Annotated in this window: 17 protein-coding genes; 9 read left to right on the top strand and 8 right to left on the bottom strand. The window is 63.0% G+C overall.

Annotated features, from left to right (window positions below):
* Position 1: 1 nt before the first annotated feature.
* From B5G42_RS08335 to pyk, 5 genes are all read left to right on the top strand, one after another.
* On the top strand, positions 2-1066 hold the full coding sequence (locus B5G42_RS08335) for an acyltransferase (protein ID WP_087268984.1): 1065 nt from the start codon (positions 2-4) through the stop codon (positions 1064-1066).
* A 13-nt stretch (positions 1067-1079) separates the two neighbouring features.
* The gene (locus B5G42_RS08340) at positions 1080-2486 is read left to right on the top strand and encodes an MBOAT family O-acyltransferase (protein WP_087268987.1); all 1407 of its coding nucleotides are present in this window, start codon (positions 1080-1082) and stop codon (positions 2484-2486) included.
* A 14-nt stretch (positions 2487-2500) separates the two neighbouring features.
* Positions 2501-3709: a DHHW family protein gene (locus B5G42_RS08345; protein WP_087268990.1), complete on the top strand. Its 1209-nt coding sequence runs from the start codon at positions 2501-2503 to the stop codon at positions 3707-3709.
* 5 nt (positions 3710-3714) lie between these two features.
* On the top strand, positions 3715-4932 hold the full coding sequence (locus B5G42_RS08350) for an MFS transporter (RefSeq protein ID WP_242961175.1): 1218 nt from the start codon (positions 3715-3717) through the stop codon (positions 4930-4932).
* Positions 4933-5165: 233 nt separating this feature from the next.
* Positions 5166-6599, top strand: coding sequence for a pyruvate kinase (gene pyk / locus B5G42_RS08355; protein ID WP_087268994.1), 1434 nt, complete (start codon positions 5166-5168; stop codon positions 6597-6599).
* A 74-nt stretch (positions 6600-6673) separates the two neighbouring features.
* Here pyk and B5G42_RS08360 read toward each other — a convergent pair whose 3' ends face one another.
* On the bottom strand, positions 6674-8140 hold the full coding sequence (locus B5G42_RS08360) for a M15 family metallopeptidase (RefSeq protein ID WP_242961176.1): 1467 nt from the start codon (positions 8138-8140) through the stop codon (positions 6674-6676).
* A gap of 345 nt (positions 8141-8485) precedes the next feature.
* On the opposite strand from B5G42_RS08360, the gene B5G42_RS08365 reads away from it, so the two are divergent.
* From B5G42_RS08365 to hydF, 4 genes are all read left to right on the top strand, one after another.
* Positions 8486-8743, top strand: a complete 258-nt coding sequence (locus B5G42_RS08365; protein ID WP_087268997.1) for a TM1266 family iron-only hydrogenase system putative regulator — start codon at positions 8486-8488, stop codon at positions 8741-8743.
* The gene (hydE, locus tag B5G42_RS08370) at positions 8736-9773 is read left to right on the top strand and encodes a [FeFe] hydrogenase H-cluster radical SAM maturase HydE (RefSeq protein ID WP_087269000.1); all 1038 of its coding nucleotides are present in this window, start codon (positions 8736-8738) and stop codon (positions 9771-9773) included. The genes B5G42_RS08365 and hydE overlap by 8 nt, the downstream gene beginning before the upstream one ends.
* A gap of 61 nt (positions 9774-9834) precedes the next feature.
* Positions 9835-11253, top strand: coding sequence for a [FeFe] hydrogenase H-cluster radical SAM maturase HydG (gene hydG, locus B5G42_RS08375; RefSeq protein WP_087269004.1), 1419 nt, complete (start codon positions 9835-9837; stop codon positions 11251-11253).
* Between the two features lie 76 nt (positions 11254-11329).
* A complete protein-coding gene (hydF, locus tag B5G42_RS08380) occupies positions 11330-12523 on the top strand; it encodes a [FeFe] hydrogenase H-cluster maturation GTPase HydF (protein WP_087269007.1) in 1194 nt (397 codons plus the stop codon).
* 40 nt (positions 12524-12563) lie between these two features.
* On the opposite strand, the gene B5G42_RS08385 is transcribed toward hydF, so the two are convergent.
* From B5G42_RS08385 to B5G42_RS08415, 7 genes are all read right to left on the bottom strand, one after another.
* Entirely contained in the window at positions 12564-14948 is a 2385-nt protein-coding gene (locus tag B5G42_RS08385) for a homocysteine S-methyltransferase family protein (protein ID WP_087269010.1), read from the bottom strand.
* A 4-nt stretch (positions 14949-14952) separates the two neighbouring features.
* On the bottom strand, positions 14953-15588 hold the full coding sequence (locus B5G42_RS08390) for a hypothetical protein (RefSeq protein WP_087269013.1): 636 nt from the start codon (positions 15586-15588) through the stop codon (positions 14953-14955).
* Positions 15585-16445, bottom strand: a complete 861-nt coding sequence (gene metF, locus B5G42_RS08395) for a methylenetetrahydrofolate reductase [NAD(P)H] (protein ID WP_087269016.1) — start codon at positions 16443-16445, stop codon at positions 15585-15587. The genes B5G42_RS08390 and metF overlap by 4 nt, the downstream gene beginning before the upstream one ends.
* A 117-nt stretch (positions 16446-16562) precedes the next feature.
* Complete coding sequence (locus B5G42_RS08400; protein ID WP_087269020.1) at positions 16563-16868, bottom strand: cysteine-rich small domain-containing protein; 306 nt, start codon at positions 16866-16868, stop codon at positions 16563-16565.
* 69 nt (positions 16869-16937) lie between these two features.
* Positions 16938-19223 carry a xanthine dehydrogenase family protein molybdopterin-binding subunit gene (locus B5G42_RS08405; RefSeq protein WP_242961177.1) on the bottom strand — a complete coding sequence of 762 codons (2286 nt, stop codon included), beginning with the start codon at positions 19221-19223 and terminating at the stop codon, positions 16938-16940.
* Between the two features lie 5 nt (positions 19224-19228).
* Complete coding sequence (locus B5G42_RS08410) at positions 19229-19702, bottom strand: (2Fe-2S)-binding protein (RefSeq protein WP_087269024.1); 474 nt, start codon at positions 19700-19702, stop codon at positions 19229-19231.
* Positions 19703-19720: 18 nt separating this feature from the next.
* The gene (locus B5G42_RS08415; protein WP_087269027.1) at positions 19721-20581 is read right to left on the bottom strand and encodes an FAD binding domain-containing protein; all 861 of its coding nucleotides are present in this window, start codon (positions 20579-20581) and stop codon (positions 19721-19723) included.
* Between the last annotated feature and the right edge of the window lie 138 nt (positions 20582-20719).

Consider the following 20719-nt stretch of genomic DNA (forward strand, 5'->3'; position numbering starts at 1 on the left):
CATGCGCAAGACCGTAACGGGAGGCCGCCTGGCCTATGCCGATCTGCTGCGGGCTGTGGCCATGCTGGCGGTCATCGTGGTCCACCTGGCAGGCTCCCAGCTGGGCAACGTGCCGGTGGGCTCAGCGGAATTTCATGTGCTCAACGCCTACGATGGGCTGACCCACTGGTGTGTGCCCGTCTTTATTATGCTGTCAGGGATGTTCCTGCTGGACCCCAAGCACAGCCTCTCCTCCTCCAAGCTGTTTTTCGGCCACATCCTGCGGATGCTGGTGGCCCTGGTGGTGTGGGGGACGGCTTACGCCCTGGTGACCCAGGTGTCGGCGGCAGGACTGAGCTGGGCCAGTATCAAGGCGGCCCTGTGGCAGGTGCTCCAGGGTAAGACCCACTTCCACCTGTGGTTTTTGTATATGATCGTGGGCCTGTACCTCATCACTCCCATTCTCCGGGCCTTTGTGCGGGGGGCCGGCCGGGCGGACTTCCACTGGTTCTTCCTGCTGTGCTTTGTGTTTGCCAACCTGCTGCCCACCCTGCTGCGGCTGCGGCCCAGTCAGACGGTGAGTTTGTGGGTGAACAGCCTGGATCTCCACCTGGTGCTGGGCTATGTGGGTTACTATGTGCTGGGTTACTATCTGAAAACCTACACCATCAGCCGGGCGGCGGAGTATCTCATCTACATCCTGGGCATCCTGGGTGCGGCAGTCACCGTGGGAGGGACTGCCTGGCTGTCCCAGCAGCGGGGCGTCTTTGCCCAGACCCTCTACAACTATGACAGCCCCAATATCGCGCTGATGAGCGTGGCTGTCTTTGTATTCTTCCGCTATGTACTGGGCGTCAGCGAGGAGCGCTCCCGCCGCCAGCGGATGAGTTCGGTGGCGCAGGTGTCCTTTGGGGTGTACCTGATCCATGTCTTTTTCCTCATCCTGCTGGACCGGCTGAACATCACCGTTCTCGCCATTCCGCCGGTGCTGGCGGTGCCCGCCCTGACGGCGGCGGTATTCCTGTGTTCCTTCGCCGTGGCCTGGCTCATCTCCAAGATCCCCCTGGTGGGGCGCTACCTGACTTAAAGGAGGCAACTGAGTGCTCTTTTCCAGTTCCGTATTTCTCTTCCTCTTCCTGCCCCTGGTGCTCATCATCTACTATGTGCCCCTGCGGAAGTTCCGGCAGGGGCAGAACGTGTTTCTGCTGCTGGCCTCCCTGGGCTTCTATGCCTGGGGCGAGCCCTGGTTTGTGCTGGTGATGATAGGGTCCATTGTGATTAACTACTTTTTCGGCCTGTGGGTAGATTACAACAAGCGGCGGGACAGATCCTACAGGGCCCCCATTTTGCTGGCCCTGCTGATCAATTTGGGTGTTCTGTTTGTATTTAAATACCTGATGTTTACTCTGGGTATTCTAAATGGCCTGGGTGCCAGCTTTGTGATCCCGGTAATCGAACTGCCCATCGGCATTTCCTTCTTTACCTTCCAGGCCCTCAGTTATGTGCTGGACGTCCATCGGGACCGAGGAAAGGTGCAGCGTTCCCCTCTGAAGGTGGGACTGTACATCTCTTTCTTTCCCCAGCTTATTGCCGGCCCCATCGTCAAATATGAGACGGTGGCCGACCAGATCGACAACCGGAAGGAGAGCTGGGAGGACTTCTCCGCCGGCTGCGCCCGGTTTGTTGTAGGCCTGGGCAAGAAGGTACTGCTGTCCAATCAGCTGGCCATCATCGCCGACCGGGCCTACGGTATGGCGGGAGACGGACTGACCACCTCCTTTGCCTGGCTGGGAGCGGTGGCTTACATCCTCCAGCTGTACAACGACTTCTCCGGCTATTCCGACATGGCCATCGGTCTGGGCAGGATGTTTGGATTTCACTTCCTGGAGAACTTCAATTATCCCTTTGCCGCCAACTCTCTGGCCGACCTGTGGCGGCGGTGGCACATCTCCCTGGCCACCTGGTTTCGGGACTATGTATATATCCCTCTTGGGGGCAGCCGAGTGGACAGCAAGGCCAAACTGATCCGCAACATCTTTATGGTGTGGCTGTGTACCGGCATCTGGCACGGAGCCAACTGGACCTATCTGGCCTGGGGCATGATCAACTTTGCCATGCTCATGCTGGAGAAATACGGCGGCCTGGGCCGGGGCTGGCCCAAGTTCTTCCGGTGGCTCTATCCCCTGATGACCTTCCTGCTCACCTGTGTGTTCTTCCGTTCGGACAGCATCGGCGCGGCCCTGCAGTATTTCCAGGCCATGTTCGGCTTCGGCGCCGGGCTGGGAGACGGGCTGACTGTGCTCTATCTCACCGAATGCTGGCTGCCTCTGCTGGCCGCGGTGGTCTTTGCGGCTCCGGTGGCCCCCAAGCTGCGGGACTGGGCCAGCAAGCGCAACTGTGTGCTGCTGGATCTTGGCTACGCCCTGCTCATTGCCGGGGTGTTCCTGGTGTCGGCCAGCTTTATCATCAAGGGCACCTATAATCCCTTTATCTACTTCAACTTCTGACAAGGAGCGGCTCAATGAAACGACGCAATACCATAACCGCCTGCCTGTTCCTGCTGCTGATGGCGGGAGGCTTCGTGCTGCTGCTCACCTCCTTTTTGGGGCGGGAGGGCAGCTTTGAGGCCCTGCTCAAGACCTTTGCCAAGGACAAGGATGTGACTACCTTCCTGGCCCAGGCGGAGACCGCCGTCAATCAGGATCTGGACCGGGACCATCTGTTCATCCAGCTCTACGGCGGCATCCAGCGTATCACCGGCCGCAGGATGGTGGAGGATGCGGTGGATGAAAACACCGTGGTCAAGCTGTCCACCGGGGCGCTGAACTTCGTCAAGCCGGACAGCACCGCCCAGCCTGCGGAAAGCGTGGAGGCCAACGCCGCTGCTACGGCCGATCTGGCCCAGGCGCTGGAGGAGCAGGGTATTCCCTATCTCTTCGTGATGGCGCCCCAGAAGATCCAGCGGGGGCAGGACTTGCTGCCTGTAGGCATGGCGGAGAACGGAAACTCCACTGCCGATGCCTTCCTGGAGGAACTGGATCAGTCGGGGACCAGCTATTTCGATCTGCGGCCCTTCTTTGAGAGCAACGGAATCTACTCCGGCTGGTTCTTCAATACCGACCACCACTGGAAGCCGGAGGCCGCCTTCTTTGCCTGGCAGAACCTGGCCCAGCTGCTGGACCACAACTATGGGTTCGTCACCCCATCCTATCTTACCGACCCCGCCAACTGGTCCACCGCGGTGCTGGAGGACTTTTTCCTGGGCAGCCAGGGCAAACGGGTGGGGTCCCTCTACGCCGGGGTGGACGATTTCACCATCTATACCCCCAAATTTGAGACCAATCTTACCTATGCCAGCACCGACGGCGGCTTTGAGCGCACCGGCCCCTTCAACCAGTCGGTGTGCTTCCCCGAGCGGGTGGAGCAGATGGACTGGTTCAACGGCAACCCCTACACCTACTACTCCGGCGGCGACTACGGTATGGCCACCATGACCAACCACAACAACCCCAACGGGCCCAGGATCGTGCTGCTGCGGGAGTCCTTCTCCTGCGCGCTGGCCCCCTTCCTGGCCCTGTCCTGTTCGGAGCTGACCACCATCGACCTGCGCTACTACCAGGGGGATCTGATGGAGACCCTTGAGGCGCTGGAGCCCGATCTGGTGATGACCATGTATGCCGCCAGCTCTACCGGCCTGGAGAATATGTTTGCTTTTGAAGGAACGGAGTGAACCAAGTGGAACTGAGTGAGCGCAGGCCCTCCCTGCGGCGGCTGGACTATCACTATATTGCCATGCAGGCGGGCTTCTGGGCTATGTTTGCTGCCATTGTGGCCTACCAGACCGCTCTGCTGCTGGAGCGGGGCTTCTCCAACAGCGAGGCGGGATTGATGACGGCGGTGCGCTGTCTGGCGGGCATCGTGTTTCAGCCCCTGCTGGGAGGCTTTGCCGACCGGCATCCCCGCATTCCCCTGAAGTATATCGTGGGCCTGTCCCTGCTCATCTCGGTGGCGGCGGGAGCCTGGTACTGGCTGTCCCCCGGCATGGGCCTGTGGGAGACCACGCTGGTGTGGGTGGTCATCGGCGGCCTGGAGGTGTCCTCCTATCCCCTAATGGACGCCATGGCGGTGCAGTTTATCAATGAAGGTATGCCCATCCGCTACAGCCTGGGCCGTGGCATCGGGTCCCTGGCCTACGCGGTGGTGTGCGTGGTGCTGGGCTTTCAGGCGGGCCGGATGGGCATGGAGAGCACCCTGCTCACCCATCTGGCCCTGGTGGTGCTGGAGATCCTGCTGGTGGTCACCTACCCGGCTTACCGGGGCAAGGGTGGACCGGCCGGGGAGGAGGGCCCCAAGCCCCAGTCCGCTCTGTCCCTGCTGCGGAGCAATCCCTGCTTTACCCTGATGCTGGTGGGGGTGTTCCTGGGCCTTACCGGCATCATGCCTCTGTCCAACTTCCTGGTGAACATCGTCAACAGCCGGGGAGGCACCGACTCCGACCTGGGTATTGCCCTCTTCCTGATGGGAGCCTCCGAACTGCCCACCGCCTTCTTCTTCCAGAAGCTGCTGCGGCGGCTGGGCAGCGGAAAGCTGCTGATGCTGAGTATGATCTTCGGCACTCTGAAAGGTGTGCTGCTGCTGTGTACCTTTAACTGCCTGGGTGTACTGGCGGTTCAGCCCATTCAGGTGCTGGGCTACGGCCTGTTTACCCCGGCCTCGGTGTACTTCGTCAACGAGTCGGTGCCCGCCGCCGACCGGGTGCGGGGGCAGACCGTGATGATGGTGGCCTCCAACGGCCTGGGCGGCATGATGGGCGGTGTGCTGGCCGGCTGGACTCTGGATCTGGGGGGCGTCAATCTGATGCTGGCGGCCTGCATTGCCTCGGGCTGCCTGGGTGTGCTCTTCTGTCTGGCGGCCCTGCGGCTGTCTCGCGGAAAGAGAAACCAGTTAGTATAGCTTTAGGTGCCGCTAAAATGGTAAGCAAACACAAAATAGTGGAAAAAAAGGCTGTTCCTGAGTGAAGGGACAGTCTTTTTTTATGCTTAGCGCGTATCAACTGTAAATATTTCTGATAAAAACCTCCGAAAGTTGGTTAAAATGAAAATTACCTCTATGCAAAACGGAAAGATTGGTGTATGATAGTCCCGGATTTTTTTAGAGTCATATTTGCATACCTATGGAGGTAGGAAATGAGAAAGACAAAAATCATCTGCACCCTGGGTCCCGCTGTGGACAATGAGGAGACCATCCGTCAGCTGATTCTGGCTGGTATGGACGCCGCCCGCTTCAACTTCTCTCACGGCAGCCACGCCGAGCAGCTGGCCCGGCTGACCATGTTGAAGTCCGTCCGGGACACCCTGGGCCGCCCTGTGGCCACCATTCTGGATACCAAGGGCCCTGAGATCCGTATCAAGTCCTTTGTGAACGGCCCCGTGACCCTGGAGAAGGGTCAGGAGTTTGTCCTGAGCACCGATGAGGTGGAGGGCAGCGAGAAGCAGGTGTCCGTGACTTATCTGAATCTGCATGAAGAAGTGGGCCCCGGCTGCCGCATCCTGGTGGATGACGGTCTGATCGAGCTGCTGGTGGAGAAGGTGGAAGGCCACAACATCCACTGCACCGTGGAGAACGGCGGCCCCCTGTCCAATAACAAGTCCATCAACATCCCCGATGTGAGCATCATGCTCCCCTCCCTCACCGAGAAGGACAAGGATGACCTGAAGTTTGCTGCCGAGAACGACTTCGACTTTATTGCCGCTTCCTTCGTTCGGAAGGCCAGCGACGTGGAGGATATCCGCGCCGAGCTGAACAAGCATGAGGGCGGCGAGAACATCCGCATCATTGCCAAGATTGAGAACCGGGAAGGCGTGGACAACCTGGAGTCCATCCTCGAGGCCGCTGACGGCGTCATGGTGGCCCGCGGCGACCTGGGCGTGGAGATCCCCGCCCATGAGGTGCCCATCCTCCAGAAGAAGATGATCAAGGCCACCATCCGGCAGGGCAAGCCCGTTATCACCGCCACCCAGATGCTGGACTCCATGATCCGCAATCCCCGTCCCACCCGTGCCGAGGTGTCCGACGTGGCCAACGCCGTGTTTGACGGCACTTCCTGCGTGATGCTGTCCGGCGAGACCGCCTCCGGCAAGTACCCCGTGGAGGCTCTTCAGACCATGGTGGACGTGGTCACCTCCGCCGAGAACTCCATCCGCTACTGGAACCGTTTCCGTGAGCGCAACCTGCTGCCTGAGATCGGCGGCATCAACGACGCCATCACCCACTCCTGCTGCCTGACCGCTATGGACCTGAACGCCACCGCTATCCTGGCGGCCACCAAGTCCGGCTACACCGCCAAGGTGATCTCCCGTTTCCGTCCCGCCTGCCCCATCGTGGCTCTGTGCCAGAACGAGTCTACCCGCCGTCAGCTGGCCATCTCCTGGGGCGTGAAGCCCCTGCTGTCCGGCGAGGTGGATTCCACCGACCGGATGTTCTCCATGGCCGTGGACGTGGCCCGCAAGGAGGGCATCGTGAAGCCCGGCGAGACCGTGGTCATCACCGCCGGCGTGCCTCTGGGCAAGTCCGGTACCACCAACCTCATCAAGGCTGAAGTGGTGGCTGAGCCTGTGTAACAGGCTTCTGAGCCCGCTTGACCGAAATAAAAAAGGACCCGCTGCAACAGCAGCGGGTCCTTTTTTATTTCAGCTTAGCCGCCCATGTAGGAGAAGTGCATATAGTCGTGGTAGCCGGTGGCGTCGTCGCTGTCGGCGGCCCAGGCGTCGCCGCCCCAGCTCCAGCCGTGGGCCTCGAAGATACGGACCACCGAGCTGTCCGGAGCGATGGAGTAGGGGTTGGTCCCCGGCTCCCAGCAGCTGCCCACCAGCACCTGACCGTCCCGGATCTGGTAGTTCTCATTGGCGTTCAGGTCAATGGCGGTGCCGCAGTTGTGCTCGCCGGTGGTACCCTCCACATAGCGGAAGCTGCTGGTGCCGTTGATGGGGAACTGCTCCGGGTCATTGTAGATCTCGGTAAAGATGGCCTTTACATCGTCGGCAATGGCGGCGTGGACCTGGAGGGTGGTGGTAGAGGCCTTTTTCACCCCGTTGGACAGCGTCCAGATGGGTACCGTAATGGTGGTCATAGCGGCCTGGGCCTCCGCCTGGCTGTCAAAGCGGCGCTTTTCCGTAGAGCCGAAGAGCAGGTTGTGCTTGGCTTCGTTCTCGCCCTGCATGGACAGCCAGAAGGGCTGGGTCCAGTAGTCGTCCGCGCTGGCCAGTCCCTGGTCCACCTTGTCCCAGAAGTCGGCTTCCTCCCGCTCGGCCTGGGTCATGGGCCGGTACTGGGCACAGTAGCTGGCGCAGGCGGAGGTCACAGTGCCGCCCCCCTGAAATCCATCAAAGACATAGTATTGGGGGGCGTCCTCCAGCAGGCCGTATAGGTAGGCCCCGACCTCGGTTACATACTCCTGGCGGAACAGCTCCTGACCGCTCTCGCTGTCCACTCCGTACAGCGTGATGGTGACGGTCTCGCCGGTCCGGGCCCGGTCCACCACATTTAGGGTGCGCATCAGTAGCACCGTGCCGTCGCACCGCTGGATGGGATCGGTTCGGCCAAAGGAGCCGTCGGGCTTGCCGGAGGATACCTGAGTGTCAGCCAGAGCGGATACCGCCGCCTGATGGACCTCATCCATCTGGTCAAAGTCGGTGAAGAGGGCCTCATTTTCCGGATGGGCGTATTTCTCCTGGATCTCTTCCGGCATGGCGCGGTAGAGCAACATCGCCGCGTCCTCCCGGGTAATGCTCTCCCCCAGTTGCTCGGGGCTGACAGACAGGGCATCCTCCTCCCGCAGGATGCCGGCGGATGCTGCCGCCAAATAGCCCGCCTCATCCCAGGCCGCTCCCTGGTCCAGGGCGCTCTGGTAGTCGTCGGGGGCGAAGGTCCGGGTGACCAGAGCCAGGAACTGGCCCCAGCTCATGGTGAGGGCAGGGGCCAGCTGGTTGTTTCCCACCCCCTGAAGGATGCCCAGCTCCACCGCCCGGGTCATCTCCTCGTAGGCCCAGTGGTCCTGACCCAGATCGGCGTACTCCGCCGCCTGGGTGGGCAGGACGGACAGGGACATGACCCCGGCCAGAGCCAGGGCGCTTACTTTCACACACCAGTTGCGTACCATCATAATCAGACTTCCTTTCTCTCTTTTGATCCATAGAACGGATGGTGGCTTTCTCTTGTTAGTGATGCCGGGGAAAGGGACGGTTTTATCTTCAGCAAAATTTTTTGAAAAATGTCGATGTCGGTCGAGGACTTAGCAAACCATATCCTACCGTATTTTGGTGCAAAATACAATGGTGCCAAAAAGGACTTTACAAAAACTAAAATGTGCAGTATAATTTAACAACCGACACTGACGCGAAAGGGGTAACAGCCTGACGGGAAAGGGTCGCCGGACAGAACGAACGTATGCTGTGGCGCACCCTTTTTGGGTGCGCCATTTGTCATTTTTTGCAAGGAGGAAATTGCTATGGAAGAGACCCGCGTGGCCCTGCTGGGCGTGGTGGTGGAGAACCCAGACTCCGTGGAGGAGCTCAACGCCCTGCTCCACGAATACAAGGACTATATCATCGGCCGGATGGGCATCCCCTACCGGGAACGGAAGGTGAACATCATCTCCATCGTGCTGGACGCCCCCGCCGATGCCATCAGCGCCCTGTCCGGCAAGGCCGGTATGCTGCCCGGAGTGAGCTGCAAGGCGGTGTACTCCAGGCTGCCCAATGAGTGAGCTGCTGGACAAGCTGTGCCGTCAGCGGCGGCTGGACCGGGACGAGTGGCGAACCCTGCTGGCCGGTCGGCACAGCCTGGATCAGCAGGACCTCTTTGCCCGGGGACTGGAGGAGCGCCGCCGGTGGTACGGAGACCAGATCTACGTCCGGGGGTTAATTGAGTGTAGTAATATCTGCAAAAATAACTGTCTGTATTGTGGTATCCGGCGGGATAACCGCCATGCAACCCGTTACCGGCTGGACCGGGACACCATTCTGGCCTGCTGCGAAAAGGGCTACGGCTGGGGCTTTCGCACCTTCGTGCTCCAGGGAGGCGAGGACCCGGGGCTCACCCCGGACTGGGTGGCGGAGACGGTGGCGGCCATCAAGGAACGCTTTCCGGACTGCGCCGTGACCCTCTCCCTGGGGGAGTTCGAGCGGGAAGTGTACCAGCTGTGGTTTGACGCCGGAGCCGACCGCTACCTCCTCCGCCACGAGACCGCCGACCCCGTCCACTATGGAAAACTCCACCCGCCGGAGCTGACCCTGGAGCACCGGCTGAACTGCCTGCGTACCCTGAAGGACATCGGCTACCAGGTGGGGGCCGGGTTCATGGTGGGCTCTCCGGGCCAAACGGCGGACACTCTGGCGGAAGATTTCTGCTTCCTCCAGGACTTCCAGCCCCACATGGTGGGCCTGGGGCCCTTCATCCCTCAAAAGGACACCCCCTTTGCCGGGGAGAAGGCGGGCACCCTGGAGGACACCCTGATTTTGCTCTCTCTGGTGCGGCTCACCTTACCCAAGGTGCTGCTGCCCGCCACTACCGCCCTAGGCACCATCCATCCCCAGGGCCGGGAGCTGGGCATTCTGGCAGGGGCCAACGTGGTGATGCCCAATCTGTCGCCCCCTGCCGCCCGGGACAAGTACACCCTTTATGACAACAAGCTCTGCACGGGCGACGAGGCCGCCGAGCACCTGGCGGGCCTGAAACAGCGCCTGGCCGCCATCGGCTGCACCGTGGCCGTCCACCGTGGAGACTTTCCTGATTAGAAAGAGAAAAAACTGACGGGGAAGGGTTTTGCCCTGACCCAAAAGAAAGGAAGTAATCCCAATGTACGATCCCAAATCCAGAAAAGCAGAGGACTTCATCAATCACCAGGAGATCCTGGATTCCCTGGCCTACGCCGACGCCCACAAGAACGACGTGGCCGTCATTGACGCCATCCTGGAGAAGGCAAAGCTCCGCAAGGGCCTGACCCACCGGGAGGCCTCGGTGCTGCTGGCCTGTGAGCTGGAGGACAAGAACCAGGAGATCTATGAGCTGGCCCGCCAGATCAAGAAGGACTTCTATGGCGACCGCATCGTCATGTTCGCCCCCCTGTACCTGTCCAACTACTGCGTCAACGGCTGCCTCTACTGCCCCTACCACGCCAAGAATAAGCACATCCCCCGCAAGAAGCTGACCCAGGAGGAGATCAAGGCCGAGGTTATCGCTCTCCAGGACATGGGCCACAAGCGGCTGGCGCTGGAGGCGGGCGAGGACCCGGTGAACAATCCTCTGGAGTACATTCTGGAGTCCATCAAGACCATCTACTCCATCAAGCACAAGAACGGCGCCATCCGCCGGGTGAACGTGAACATCGCCGCCACCACGGTGGAGGACTACCGCAAGCTGAAGGAGGCCGGGATCGGCACCTATATCCTGTTCCAGGAGACCTACCACAAGGAGAGCTATGAGAAGCTCCACCCCACCGGACCCAAGAGCAACTACGCCTATCACACCGAGGCCCACGACCGGGCCATGGAGGGCGGCATCGACGACGTGGGCCTGGGTGTGCTCTTCGGCCTGGAGCTCTACCGCTACGAGTTTGCCGGTCTGCTGATGCACGCCGAGCATCTGGAGGCAGTGTTCGGGGTAGGCCCCCACACCATCAGCGTACCCCGTGTGTGCCCCGCCGACGACATCGACCCCGGCGCCTTTGACAACGGCATCTCCGACGAGATCTTTGAGAAGATCGTGGCCTGCATCCGGGTGGCAGTACCCTACACCGGCATGATCATCTCCACCCGTGAGTCCCAGAAGGTGCGCCAGCGGGTGCTGGAGCTGGGCATCTCCCAGATCTCCGGCGGGTCCCGCACCAGCGTGGGCGGCTATGTGGAGCAGGAGCCGGAGGAGGAGTCCTCCGCCCAGTTCGACGTGTCCGACACCCGTACCCTGGACGAGGTGGTGCGCTGGCTGATGGAGCTGGGCTATGTGCCCTCCTTCTGTACCGCCTGCTACCGGGAGGGCCGCACCGGCGACCGGTTTATGTCTCTGTGCAAGGCGGGCCAGATCCAGAACTGCTGCCTGCCCAACGCCCTCATGACCTTGAAGGAGTACCTGATGGACTATGCCGCTCCCGAGACCAAAGCTGTGGGTGAAAAGGTCATCGCCCAGCAGCAGGCCTACATCACCAACCCCAAGGTGAAGGAGATCGTGGCTGAACGGCTGGTGAAGATCGCCCAGGGCGAGCGGGATTTCCGGTTCTGATTCTATGACTTGAATGTTCGCAACGGGGCGGCCTCCGGGCCGCCCTGTCTGCTATCCGAATAAGGAGGTCTTTCCTATGAGCCTGAATGCCACCCCCGCAGGCGAGCGGGTCCACATCGCCTTTTTCGGCCGGCGCAACGCCGGTAAGTCCAGCCTGGTCAATGCCTTCACCGGCCAGGATCTGGCCATCGTGTCCGACGTGAAGGGCACCACCACCGACCCGGTGTACAAGGCCATGGAGCTGCTCCCCCTGGGCCCGGTGCAGATCATCGACACCCCCGGCATCGACGACGAGGGCGCCCTGGGTGAACTGCGGGTGAAAAAAACCCGGCAGGTCCTCAATAAAACCGACCTGGCCATTCTGGTGGCCGACGCCACCCAGCCTCTGGGCAAGGCAGAGGAGGAACTGATTTCTCTTATCAAGGATAAGGGCATCCCCTATCTGCTGGTCTGGAACAAGGCCGACCTGCTGGACAGCGTGCCCGAGGAGGGGGAGAATACCCTGTGGGTCAGCGCCCTCACCGGGCTCCACATTCACGAATTGAAGGAGAAGGCCGCCCGGCTGGCAGGGCAGGAGGGCCCCAAGCGCCCCCTGATTGCCGATCTCTTGCAGCCCGGCGACACGGTGGTGCTGGTGGTGCCCATCGACAAGGCGGCCCCCAAGGGCCGGTTGATCCTGCCCCAGCAGCAGACCATCCGGGACGTGCTGGAGGCGGGAGCTGCCGCCCTGGTGTGCCGGGACACCGAGCTGGCCCTCACCCTGGCGGGGCTGCCCAAGCCGCCCCGGCTGGTGGTCACCGACAGCCAGGTGTTCGGCAAGGTGGCCCAGATCGTGCCCCGTGACGTGCCCCTCACCTCCTTCTCCATCCTCATGGCCCGATACAAGGGGGATCTGGCCCTCACGGTGGAGGGGGCCAGGGCGGTACGGGAGCTGAAGACCGGGGACAGGGTGCTCATCGCCGAGGGCTGCACCCACCACCGCCAGTGCGAGGACATCGGCACCGTGAAGCTGCCCCGCTGGATTCACGAGGCCACCGGTGTGGAGCCGGACTACACCTTCTGCTCCGGCCGGGAGTACCCGGAGGACCTGACCCCCTACAAGCTGGTGATCCACTGCGGGGGCTGCACCCTGGGGGAGCGGGAGATGAAGTACCGCCAGCGCACCGCCGCCGACCAGGCCATCCCCATTACCAACTACGGGATTTTGATCGCCTCCCTCAACGGCATTTTGGAGCGCACCCTGGAGCCCTTCCCGGAATTTCAAGTATGAAAAAAGGACCGCTGCACCGCAGCGGTCCTTTTTCTATGGATTAGTCCTGATAGATCTCCTTGGCGTACCGGACGGTGGCCATGGCGTCCTTGGCGTAGCAGTCCGCCCCGATCTGGTCGGCGTAGGCGGGGGTCAGCACCGCGCCGCCCACCACGATCTTCACCTGGGGGCAGGTTTCCCGCAGCTGGCGGATGGTCTCCTCCATGCTCACCACGGTGGTGGTCATCAGGGCGCTGAGGCCCACCAGTTTTACGCCGGGCTGACCGGCGGCCTCCACAATGCGCTCCGGGGCCACGTCCCGGCCCAGATCGATGACGGTGAAGCTGTAGTTTTCCAGCAGCACCTTGACAATGTTCTTGCCGATGTCGTGGATGTCCCCCTTGACGGTGGCCAGCACCACGGCCCCCTGGCTGGGCCGGTCCTCGCCGGACATGGCGTTCTGCACCACTTCAAAAGCGGCCTTGGCGGCCTCGGCGCTCATGAGCAGCTGGGGCAGGAAGAGGGTGCCCTTCTCAAAGCCCTGACCCACCTGGTCCAGGGCGGGGATGAGCACGCTGTCCACGATGTCCAGGGGGGGCTTGCCGCCGTCCAGGGCGGCCTGAGCGGCCTGGGCCGCTCCCTCCTTGCTGCCCCGCAGGACGCAGTCGGTGAGGGAGGGACCATCCCCGGCGGCCACCGGGGCGGCAGGAGTTTCCTGCCCGCCGTAGGCGGCGATGTAGCGGCCGCACTGGGGGTCCAGACCCATCAGGGCCTGATAGCCCCGCCAGGCCCCCATCATGGCGGCGTTGTTGGGGTTGAGAATGGCGCAGTCCAGCCCCTGCTGGAGGGCCATGGTAAAGAAAGCGGTGTTCACCAGCTCCCGCTTGGGGAGGCCAAAGGACACGTTGGACACGCCCAGGATGGTGGATACCCACAGCTCCTTCTTGATGCGGCCCACCGCCTCCAGGGTGACTTTGGCGGCCTCCGGTTCAGAGGAGATGGTGAGGGTCAGGGGATCGATGACAATCTCCTTTCTGGGAATGCCGTACTGGGCGGCGGTGTCGCAGATCTTTTTGGCAATGGCCAGCCGGCCCTCCGCCGTGGGAGGGATACCGTTCTCGTCCAGGGCCAGGCCCACCACCACGCCGCCGTACTTCTTCACCAGGGGGAAGAGGGCGGCCATGCTCTCGGCCTTGCCGGACACCGAGTTGAGCATGGGCTTGCCGTTGTAGCGGCGCATGGCCCGCTCCATGGCCTCCGGGTCGGAGGTGTCCAGCTGGAGGGGGAGGGGGAGGACCGCCTGGAGGGACTCCATCACCTCCACCAGCAGGGCGGGCTCGTCGATCTCGGGCAGGCCCACATTCACGTCCAGCACCTGGGCCCCCGCCTCCTCCTGGGCAAAGGCCTCGTTGAGGAGGTACTCAATGTTGTGGTCCCGCAGGGCCTGCTGGAACTTCTTCTTGCCGGTGGGATTGATGCGCTCGCCGATGACCACGGGGGCGGGGCCGATCTCCACCGCCTGGGCGTAAGAGGACACCAGAGTGCGGCCGCGGTCTACGGCAGGGGTGAAGGGCTTGTCCCGGCATACCTCCACGGCTGCCCTGATGTGGTCGGGGGTGGTGCCGCAGCAGCCGCCCAGGATCTGGACCCCCAGGTCGGCAATGGTACCCATGTGGACGGCAAACTCCGCCGGGCCCACATCGAAGACGGTGCAGCCGTCGCAGGCGTGGGGCAGACCGGCGTTGGGGTTGACGATCAGGGGCACCGAGGCATATTCCACCAGCTGCTTGACGATGGGCAGCATCTGAGCGGGGCCCAGGCCGCAGTTGACGCCCAGGGCGTCTACCCCCAGGCCCTCCAGCAGGGCCACGGTGGAGGCGGGGGTGCCGCCGGTGAGCAGCTTGCCGTTCTCACCGTACACGGTGGTCACCACCACCGGCAGGTCGCAGTTCTCCTTGGCGGCCAGCACGGCGGCCTTGGCCTCGTAGGAGTCGCTCATGGTCTCAATGAGCACCAGGTCGGCTCCGGCGGCGGCCCCTGCCCGTACCACCTGGGCGTACAGGGCCACCGCGTCCTCAAAGTCCAGGTCGCCCATGGGCTTGAGCAGCTTGCCGGTGGGCCCCATGTCCAGGGCCACGAACACGTCGGGCCGGGGGTCGGCATCTCTGGCCTCGCAGGCCAGCCGCACACCGGCGGTCACCAGCTCCTCCAGGTCGAACTGACCGCCGGCGGGGAACTTCAGGGCGTTGGCCCCGAAGGTGTTGGTGCACAGGATGTTGCTCCCTGCCGCCAGGTAGGCCCGGTGGAGGTTGGAAATGCGGTCCGGGTGGAGCAGGTTCCAGGTCTCGGGCAGCTCGCCGCCCTTCAGGCCCTGGGCCTGGAGCAGGGTGCCGGTGCCGCCGTCAAAAAACAGGCGCTGGCTGTGCAGCGCGTTCAAAAAGGTCATGGGATCATCTCCTAAAGGCGCAGTTGGTTTTGGAACAGGTGGCGCAGCCCCCGGCGTGGCATTTGCCCGGGGTGTCGGCTATACCAATCACCGCCGTCACCGACTTCACGGGGGCCAGCAGGCAGGTGTCGGTGGCGGTAAGGCCGATCTTCCGGGGGCCGTCCAGCCGCCGCAGCAGCTCGGGTTGGGCGGTGAGGGGGAAGTCCCCGTAGCCGGGGCTGAACCGGGGCCGCAGATATTTGCCGGGATAGCGCTGGGCAAGCTGGTCGCAGGCGTGGTCGCACACCGCCTCGATGAGGGCGGCTGCCGCCGCCTGGTCCATGGCGGCCCGGGCCACCTGGCCCGCCGCCGAGCGGGCGATAAGCCGGTCTACCCCCACCCCCAGGGTGGCCCCGAAGAGGAGGGCGGCGGTGCAGCCCTCCAGATGGGAGCGCAGCTTTTCGCTATCAATGGACCAGTCCCCCAGCTCCACCCCGCCGGGGCGGAGGGTGAGGGGGACCTCCACAGCCGTCCACCGGGGGTCGGCGGCCCCCTCCACCGCCTGGATGCGCTCGTCCAGCAGGGCGGCGGTGGTCTCGTCGGGCTGTGCGCCCCGGTAGCCCAGATAGCGCAGGGCCTCGGACCGGGGGGTGTGGATCATTTCAGAACCTCCGACAGGCTGGACTGGATGGAGGCGGCGATCTCCGGCTTGTTCATGGAGTAGATGTGGATGTGCTCCACGCCGTTGGCGATGAGGTCGATGATCTGCTCGGCGGCGTAGGCCACACCGGCCTGGCGCATGGCGGCGGGGTTGTCCCCGAACCGGTCCACAATGGCCTTGAACCGCTCGGGCAGGTAGGTGCCGGACAACTTGCAGATGCGGGCGATCTGCTTGCCGTTGGTCACCGGCATGATGCCCGCCACCACCGGCACGGTGATCCCCTTCTCCCGGATACGGTAGAGGAAGTTGTAGAGGATGTTGTTGTCAAAGAACATCTGGGTGGTGAGGAACTGGCAGCCCGCCTCCACCTTGGCCTTCAGGTGGTCGATGTCGGCATTCTTGGTGGGGGACTCGGGGTGTCCCTCGGGGTAGCAGGCGCCGCCGATGCAGAAGTCGCCGTGGGCCTTGATGTCGCGCACCAGCTGGGCGGCGTACTGGTAGTCGTGGGCGGGAGCGCCTCCCTCGGGGATGTCGCCCCGGAGGGCCAGCACGTTCTGGATGCCCTTCTCCTTCAGATGCTCCAGCACCTGGGCCACGTGGTCACGGGTGGAGGAGGCGCAGGTCAGGTGGGCCAGCACATCCACGCCGTACTGCTGCTGGATGCCGGCGGCAATACCCACGGTGTAGTCGCTGGTGCCGCCGCCGGCGCCGTAGGTCACGCTCATAAAGTCAGGCCGCAGGGCGGCGATGTCCTGGGTGGCCTTGGCTACCGAGTCATAGGTGTCGCTGGTCTTGGGGGGGAAAACCTCAAAGGACAGGGTGGGGCGGTCCTGGTTCAAAATGTCAATAATCTTCATGGAAGCAGCTCCTTCGCTTGGGGAATTAGGAAACATTATATCACAGACGGGGGAAAAATCCTATCGCTTACCAAAAAGAAAGGGCCGGCTGTTTGACAGCTGGCCCTCTTGTGCGTGTTACTTCTGTTCGGCCTCCCGCTCCCGGTCGGCCATGGCTTTGGCAATCTCCTGGAATTTGGCGGCGATGTAGCCGTAGTTCTCCCGCTTGTGGGGGAGGGTACAGTTGCTGCAATCCTTGATGCCGCTGTCCAGGTACTTGAAGTTGCCGCCGCAGTCCCGGCCCAGCATATACAGCGGGCAGTAGCAGAACAGGCAGTTGAAATCCTGGCCCTCGGGGACCTTGTGGCAGGGGTAGTACTCGCACTCCTTGTTGGTGTAGAAGGAGAAGTGCTTGCCCTCCCAATAGGGTTTGTTCTCTTCCATGACCGCGCCCCTTTCCGTGTCATTCTGTTCTTCCATGATACACGGAGAGGACGGGGTATGTCAAGAAACTTAGGCCTTGCCCGCCGCCTTCAGGCCCGCCAGCACACGGCCGGGGGTCAGGGGGAACTCGTGGAAGCGCACACCGGTGGCGTCGGCCACCGCGTTGCCGATGGCGGCCAGGGTGGGGTTGACGCCGCACTCGCCGATGCCGATGATGCCGAACACACCGGAGGGGTCCGGATTCTCCACCAGGATGGACTCGATCTCCGGCCTGTCGTCGGCGGTGGGCAGCATATAGGAGTGGAAGCCCTTGTTGTAGAAGCCCTTACCCTCCACATAGGTCATCTCCTCCCGGACGGCATAGCCCACGCCCTGGAGCACGCCGCCTTCGATCTGGCCGCGGCACAGAGGCGGGTTGACCGCCTTGCCCACGTCGTGGGCGGCGGCTACCTTGATGACCTTCACCATGCCGGTCTCCATGTCCACCTCCACCTCGGCGGCCTGGGCGTAGAAGGGGAGACAGTTGGGGGGCACCTGGCAGGAGGAGGCCAGGAACTGCTTGCCCTCCAGATGGGCCTGGGAGGCCATGTCGGCCAGGGTGGCCACCTGCTTGCCGTCGCAGGTGATGATGCCGTCGGTCATATCCAGGTTTTCCGGATCGATGCCCAGCTTGGGCCCCACCCAGTCGAAAATGTCCTTCCGCAGCTTTTTGCCGGCGTCGGCCATGACATAGCTGACGGTGTACAGGGTGCGGGTGGCGTGGGAGCCGATGTCGAAGGGGGCGGCGTCGGTGTCGCCGAACTTCATGACGGCGTCCTTGTAGGGTACCCCGATGAGGTCGGCGGCCACCTGGAGGCAGGCGGTGGTGGAGCCGGGGCCGATCTCCGGGATGGAGGAGTTGACGAAGAGGGTGCCGTCCCGCTCGATGCGGAGAATGACGGTGTTGTAGTCCACGCAGAAGGGGGCGGCGTTGCTGACGTGGGTACCGGCGGAGATGCCCACGCCCCGGCGGATGCGGCCGGTCTGCTCACCGGCCTTGCCGTGCTTGTCATACCAGCCGATGGCGGCGGCTGCCTTGTCCAGGCACTCGTTGGTGCCGCAGGAGCCCGGCGGGAAGGGGAACCAGTTCTTGGTGTTCTCCCGGGTGGAGTTCTTCTTGCGCAGTTCGATGGGGTCCATGCCCAGCTTTTCCGCCATCAGCTCAATGGCGGGCTCCACTACGGCATTGCCCTGGGGGGTGCCGAAACCGCGCATGGCGCCGGCGGTCATTTGGTTGGTGTACACCGGCCAGCCGGTGTAGCGGAAGTTGGGGATGGCGTAGGCACCGGCGGTACCGCAGGCGCCGCACACGCCCACCAGGTCGGTGCCGAAGGTGGCGTAGGCGCCGGTGTTCAGCCAGGCCTGGGTGTCGATGGCCACAAAGGTGCCGTCAGCCTTGGCTCCCAGCTTGCACTTGAGGTAGCCGCCGTGGCGGGAGTCGGAGCAGGTGAAGTCCTCCTCACGGGTGTAGATCAGCTTGACGGGGCGGAAGCACTGCATGGACAGGGCCGCCGCCAGAATCTCCGCCTTGCCGGACAGGCCGATGCGCACGCCGAAGCCGCCGCCCACATAGGGGGCGTTCTTCACGGTGACCTTGCTCACCGGAATATCCAGGGCCTCGGCTAAAATCATCTTGGTGGGGTAGAGGGACTGGGTGGTGCAGATGACTTCCAGACGCCCGTCGGGGCTGTAGGTGGCCACCGCGCCGTGGGGCTCCATCTGGGCCTGCTTCACCCGGGGCAGGGTCACGTCGTACTCCACCACCGCGTCGCACTGGTCAAAGGCGGAGGTGGGATCGCCGCCGAATTCCAGCACAATGGGCCCGCCGCAGATGTTATGAAAATCGGGGTTGGCAAACTTGGGCTGGACCTCGGGGGACTCGGGCTTGACGGCCTCCAGGGGGTCGTAGACGGCGGGCAGCTCCTGCCACTCCACCTTGATGAGCTTCACCGCCTGCTCGGCAATGGCCTCGGTGTCGGCGGCCACGGCGGCCACCTCGTCGCCGATGTACTTGGGCTCATCGGTGAAGATGGTCTGATCCAGCACCGGCTTGTGGGGCAGGGGGGTGATGAACATGGGGGCCGCCCCATTCCACACCTTGTTGGAGGTGTTCTTGAAGGTGCACACCGCCCGCACGCCGGGCAGGGCCTCGGCCGCGGAGGTGTCAATGCTCAGCACCTTGGCGTGGGCGTAGGGGCTGCGCAGCACCTTGCCGTATACCATCCGGGGCAGGGTCACGTCGAAGGTGAACAGGCCCCGGCCAGTAACCTTGTCAAAGCCGTCGTTACGGGGAATGCTCTGTCCTACATATTTCATGCTCCTCACTCCCCCTTCTGGATGCGCTGGGCGGCGGCCTCCACCGCCCGCTCGATGTTGACGTATCCGGTGCAGCGGCAGATGTTGCCGCCCAGGGCCTCCCGGATCTCCTCCTTTTTAGGCTCCGGGTTCTCATCCAGCAGGGCCTTGGCCGACATGATCATGCCGGGGGTGCAGAAGCCGCACTGGACGGCCCCCTGGTTGATAAACTCCTCCTGCAGGGGGTGGAGCTTGCCGTTTTTGGCCACACCCTCGATGGTCTGGATGACGGCTCCCTCCGCCCGCATGACGGGGATGATGCAGGAGGTCACCGATTTGCCGTCCATGATAATGGTGCAGGCGCCGCACTCCCCCTTGCCGCAGCCGATCTTGGTGCCGGTGAGGTAGAGATTGTCCCGCAGGAACTGGGCCAGGGAGATGGAGGGGTCCACCTCCGCCGTAATGGCCTCGCCGTTGATGGTGGTATGTAAAACAGCCATGTCAATTCCGCCTTTCTCTCAATGTGCCAGCTGATCCCGGCAGGCCTCCAGGGCCCGGCGGATGATCACCGGCAGGGTGTCCAGCCGGTACTCCCGGCTGCCCCGCAGGGGGTTGCTTCTGGGGTTGGCGTTTTCCAGAGCCAGCTGTCCGGCCTGGGCCATATTCTCATCGGTGAGGGGCTTGCCCGCCAGGAAGGCCTCGGCGGCCTGGGCCCGCACGGGACCTACCCCAACGGGGGCCATGGTGATCCGGGCCCAGGTGACAACGCCGTCCTCCACATGGACCATGGCGGCGCAGTTGAGCATGGGCAGAGACAGGGATTTCCGCAGCTCCAGCCGCACGAAGGAGGCGGCCTCCCCCGGCTGGGGCAGAGGAATGGAGATCTTGGTCACCAACTCCCGGCTGTGGTCGATGGTGCTGCGGGCAAAGCCGGCGTACATCTCACCCATGGACAGCTGCCGCTCCCCCTGGGCGGACAGGACGGTGAAGGTGGGGTCCAGAGGGGCCAGGGACATGGCCCCGTCGCCTGCGGGCTGGGCGCTGACTACGTTGCCCACCAGGGTGGCCGAGTTGCGGATCTGGAGGGACCCTACCGTGCCGCAGCCCTGGGCCAGGGAGGGGAAGTATTGGTGGACCAGCGGCGAGCGGGCGATGGTGGTCAGGGTGACGGCGGCGCCGATGACCAGCTTGCCGTCCTCCACGGTGATGCCGCACAGCTCGGGCACCCGGGTCACATCCACCCACACCTGGGGCTGTACCTTCCCGGCCTTGAAATCCACCATCAGGTCGGTGCCGCCGGCCAGGACCACGGCTCCGCCATCGGCCTGAGCCAGCGTGTCCAGCACTTGCTGGACGGACGATGCGTTCACATATTCCATGGTATACTCCTCTCCTTTGAAACAGAATTATGAGGATTAAAACTAAACTATAATTATATTTAAACCTTTTGGTACAGGAAAGTCAAATGAATGGTTCGGAGACGAACAAAGATTGGAAAAATCCGAAAGAGTGCCGAC

This window comes from Flavonifractor sp. An91, from assembly GCF_002159225.1.
GTDB lineage: Bacteria > Bacillota > Clostridia > Oscillospirales > Oscillospiraceae > Flavonifractor > Flavonifractor avicola.